Origin of the sequence: Roseovarius gaetbuli (genome assembly GCF_900172365.1) — a bacterium.
In the GTDB taxonomy this organism is placed as follows: domain Bacteria; phylum Pseudomonadota; class Alphaproteobacteria; order Rhodobacterales; family Rhodobacteraceae; genus Roseovarius; species Roseovarius gaetbuli.
This window is the reverse complement of sequence record NZ_FWFJ01000090.1, coordinates 1-4,131: the sequence shown is the minus strand read 5'-3', so window position 1 is coordinate 4,131 and position 4,131 is coordinate 1. Positions and strand designations below refer to the sequence as shown.

The 4,131-nt window shown below is 53.0% G+C and carries 4 protein-coding genes and 1 pseudogene; 2 read left to right on the top strand and 3 right to left on the bottom strand.

What is annotated here, in order from left to right; all coding sequences use genetic code 11:
- Nucleotides 1-90: 90 nt before the first annotated feature.
- Nucleotides 91-309: pseudogene (locus tag ROG8370_RS19465) on the bottom strand (IS66 family transposase); the annotation flags it as partial.
- Nucleotides 310-1,189: 880 nt separating this feature from the next.
- On the opposite strand from ROG8370_RS19465, the gene ROG8370_RS19460 reads away from it, so the two are divergent.
- Nucleotides 1,190-1,801: a hypothetical protein gene (locus ROG8370_RS19460; protein WP_139838238.1), complete on the top strand. Its 612-nt coding sequence runs from the start codon at nt 1,190-1,192 to the stop codon at nt 1,799-1,801.
- Between the two features lie 223 nt (nt 1,802-2,024).
- The gene (locus ROG8370_RS19455) at nt 2,025-3,371 is read left to right on the top strand and encodes a hypothetical protein (RefSeq protein WP_212580137.1); all 1,347 of its coding nucleotides are present in this window, start codon (nt 2,025-2,027) and stop codon (nt 3,369-3,371) included.
- A gap of 76 nt (nt 3,372-3,447) precedes the next feature.
- On the opposite strand, the gene ROG8370_RS20700 is transcribed toward ROG8370_RS19455, so the two are convergent.
- Together ROG8370_RS20700 and ROG8370_RS19445 are read right to left on the bottom strand one after the other, a co-directional pair.
- Nucleotides 3,448-3,615 carry a Pam3-gp28 family putative phage holin gene (locus tag ROG8370_RS20700; protein WP_170925315.1) on the bottom strand — a complete coding sequence of 56 codons (168 nt, stop codon included), beginning with the start codon at nt 3,613-3,615 and terminating at the stop codon, nt 3,448-3,450.
- A gap of 13 nt (nt 3,616-3,628) precedes the next feature.
- Nucleotides 3,629-3,979 (bottom strand): C40 family peptidase, encoded by a 351-nt coding sequence (locus ROG8370_RS19445; protein WP_306372389.1) that lies wholly within the window; start codon nt 3,977-3,979, stop codon nt 3,629-3,631.
- Nucleotides 3,980-4,131 lie beyond the last annotated feature (152 nt).

Below are 4,131 nucleotides of genomic sequence, written 5' to 3'. Positions count from 1 at the left end.
TCCGCCTGCTTCAGGATCGTCATGATCTGAGCGTCGCTAAATCGTCCGTTCTTCATCGTAAATCTCCTCAGATATCTTGCCGAGAAAATTCTACTTTTGAACACCACTAATTTTGGGGGGGATTACCAGGTAGCCATGCGGTTCGACTTTGTTCAACTTGCAGGTGTCAATCAACCACGCGATGACGGCCCAATTTTGCGCTCCCGCATCGTGCCCAGCGAAGAGTGCATTCTTCCTCTGTAAAGCAATCGGCCTGATCGTTCGCTCGACGGCGTTGCTGTCCATCTCGACCCGGCCGTCGGTCAGGAAACCCAACCATCAGGGCAGCGCCTGCAAGGATGCGGTCGGTAGACGGGATGTGGGAGGCAGCACTGGTCATGAAGCCCGGATAGGATGTCGCCGCGCGCGCGTCTATCCGTTTTGCGACCATTGGTGCCGCCAGAGGGGCCACCATACACCGACCCCGCCAGAGAACCTGGACATCGAAAAAATCCACTCGATCTATTCTTCGTGGGCACCGTTCCGAAGCTGAATTCCGCCGCGCTGCCCCGCTGCGCGATTGATGATCGCGCAATTCATGTCAACGCCACGTCAACCCGTGTGCGCCTGTTTGGCACGGTTTTGGACGTTGAAAGCCCGTCAGTGACGGACTGAGCCGGAACGGAAAATGCGTGAAATCAAAAGCTTATTGCGTAAGTAATTGGTTTTACTAAGCTATTGGAATCGCTGGGGTTTCGGCTCATAACCTGAAGGTCGTAGGTTCAAATCCTACTCCCGCAACCAAAAATACCAATAACTACAATGCATTACGCCCCGCCCTCCGCGGGGCTATTTGCGTCCGAATTTCCAGGTCAACAATAGGTCAACAAAGTGACCCAAGTTGCGACATGAGTCGATGCAGTTGAGCATCCGCCCAAGTCCGCGACGGATGGCAGAGTGAAATTCTGGGTTTTCTGTATCTGAACGCATGATAGTGTTGCCAGCATACCCATGAGGGCTTTCAATGCAGAACTATCCCAATCACGGACCACTCGCATGTCGCGTTTGCTGGCCGAACTGTCTAGGCGCGCATGAGCGCTCTCTCGACGATGACCAATTCCGACTCGTGAATGATCCCGGCTATTGGGGCGCGCCCGATCCAGAGGTCTTGGTCCTTGGGCAAACCAAGGGGTTCACGCAGAGTGAGGGAATGGCCCGAGCAATCCAAGTGGGGGGGTATGACTCTGTGGCGTTCAAGGATTTCCGTCCTCGATTGCTGCAGGCAATGAAAGCTATTTATATGATGCAAAATTTCAAAAATATTGATCGCTTTATGATGGATGGCGAGACGACATTTGGATGGGCTTCCGTCATTCGCTGTAGCATGACTGGGCGAAGTTCGTCCGGTGAGTACAGCTCGAAATCGAGCTGTGTTCTTCCAGCATATCAGGCTCGCGAGGCCGGGGCCGTCATAAGCGCTTGCATGAACACTTGGCTTCGTCGTCTTTCTGATCGGACTGTTCTCGTGGTGCTCCTTGGGAATGCGGACGATTACATCGCGAGTTTCAGGGCAAAGCTTGCCACCACCTTCTCCGACACCAGAGCACACCAAAGAGGCCCGAATGTTGCGCACATGGCTGACGGTCGCTCGTGGGTTCACATCGGACATCCGTCCGGGGCAAACGGGCACTTTGGTGATTTTCTGACCGGCAGCGAGCTTAAGGGCCAGGGGGCGAAGAGGATTGAGGCGCAGAAGGTCGTTGTCCATGCCCTTAGGCGTAGAAAAAACAACCATGCTACTTTAATTTCCAGTCAGGAATGACGAAGGTTCATTATCATGGCGCCAAAGAAGTAATTGCCGCCAATCGGACATCTAGCTGTATTGGTGTCTTACCAATAAGTATAAATCAGAATTGTGAGATGTGATGGGTGCTGCTAAGCAAAAAAAGGCTCAACGCGCCGATGATCAATTACTTTCAAAATCCTTAACGTATACAAGATTTAGCCATTACGTGCTGGGCACGAGGCTTTCGATGGCGCGTGTCATGGCAGAGGAACTTTCTTGGTGGAGCGATAATGACGAAAAGCTTCTGGGCTTGGTGTTCCGTGACACAGTTGATGACGACTTCGGCTGGATTTTACTTGCCCGAGACCGTGTTGGGAGGTTTCGATCAGTAAAGACCGAAGCGAGTCTGAGAAGTGAAGCTTATGCAACCATCGGCTTACGTGATGCGATCGCCTTCTCGATCAAGAACGAAGACATCACTGCTTTGGGAGTGCAAGGCGACGAACCCAACGCGCCCTTTGACGTGCTTCGAATACCGCCAGGAACCGATCCAGAGAAACTCCATCCATACTTCAGGGAATTGCTTGAACGATCTGGGCGCGCCCCTGCTCGTGCGGTGGTCAGGGAAATTGGACCATGGTTGGCACCATCTGATCCGCATTTTGTCGAGGAGTTCCAGTTTCGTCAGTTTGATCAAAGGCTCTGGGAATTGTATCTTTGGGCGGCATTCAGAGAGCTAGGGTTTGACGTAAAGCAGCTTCAAGCACCTGACTTTTTCTGCAGCGCACCGGGAATTCAATTTACAGTTGAAGCAACCACTGTCGCGCCCTCAACAGCTGGCCCTTTGGCCGCTCACCCAGAGCCCAAGACCAACGAAGAAATGAAGGCTTTTCTTTCTGACTACATGCCAATGAAGTTTGGTTCCTCCCTTACAAGTAAGTTGAATAAGGTTGATGCTCAAGGAAAGCATTATTGGGAGCGTGAAAACACAATCGGCAAGCCATTCGTGATCGCAGTCGCTGATTTTCACAAGCAGGCCGACGCTGAGCAGTTGGGCTCAATGACCTTTAGCCAATCTGCCTTGTGGCCGTATCTTTATGGCCACCGCGTCGAATGGGAAATGATCGACGGCGCACTTTCGGTTCGGGCCACAAAGAATCCAACGCATCAGTTTGGAGATAAGACAATTCCATCCGGCTTTTTTGACCAGCCTGGCGTTGAAAACGTATCGGCGGTAATATTTTCGAACGCAGGCACGATCGCAAAGTTTGACCGCATGGGGGTTGTGGCAGGTTTTGGCGCTGATGATCATCTTTACCAAAGGATTGGATTTCGCTTCAATCCCGACCCAGATGCAATTCATGGCCTACCATTCTCTGATGATGTGGCTGATCCTGATTACCGTGAAGGCTGGTCCGACGAACTACAGATTTTCCACAATCCGAACGCGCTGATTCCTCTTGATCATGCATGGCTCACTGGCCTTGCGCAGTTTTACTTCAAGGGGGACGATCAGTTTTCACTCGTGCCGGATCACCACGTTTGGTCATCGATGACCGCAATATTCGAAATTGTCAAAGACACGGGAGAAGCTAAAGCTGTCTAATGCTGACCGTAGCGAGGATCAGCCACAATTTGAATCGTCAAGAAGTCGTCCAACTTGCAACGTGAATGTGCTGCGGTCACCTTTTACGCTTGTCGATCACAGACCAGAGTACCGAGCCAATTGTCAGGAGTGCACCGATAACGGGCTCCACATCGGAGGCCTGGACGTAGCCCTTGGCAACCAGCGCAGTGCCAGCGACGGTCAGAACCTGGCGGATCAGCGCGAGGATTGCAGGTTTCAGCATGATTTTCTCCTGTTCAGATTTCATTGGTGGTTGAGAGGAATTCGCCGGGCTTCATCGTCGCCAGACGTTGCAGGCGGGGTGGGTAAGTCGCGGGCCAGCGCGCGCCGAGAAGGCGGGACTTGATGATCCTGGCGATGGTGACGGCGTCGGATTGATTGCCGCCCAGCACGTAGAAATGGGTGTCGTCCTGACCGATCGCGAAACCGACATGGCCGCCTGATCCGCGCTCAAAGACCAGTACTGCGCCAATGATCGGCTGCACCTCGCGCCCGAACAGCAACCAGTTGCGCGCCCAGTAGGGATTTTTGCCCAGCGCGCCGAGCAGCGGTTCGTCAGGCAGGCCCATGCGGATGCAGGTTTCCACGAAATCCCCGCACCACGGGTTCTTCGTAAGCGTCCGGCCTCGCTGCTCTGACATTTCATAGAGTGTGTTGATAAGTGTCCACTATTGATAGTGGACATCTTGAGGGCGGATATGGCGGGCAAGAAGGGTCAGAAGAAGCGTTTTTGGTCGGA

What these genes read in the sequence shown, in the direction of transcription:
- ROG8370_RS19455 (WP_212580137.1), top strand. Translation starts at nt 2,025, where the DNA reads ATGGCAGAGGAACTTTCTTGGTGGAGCGATAATGACGAAAAGCTTCTG.
- ROG8370_RS19460 (WP_139838238.1), top strand. Translation starts at nt 1,190, where the DNA reads ATGGCCCGAGCAATCCAAGTGGGGGGGTATGACTCTGTGGCGTTCAAG.
- ROG8370_RS20700 (WP_170925315.1), bottom strand. Translation starts at nt 3,615, where the DNA reads ATGCTGAAACCTGCAATCCTCGCGCTGATCCGCCAGGTTCTGACCGTC.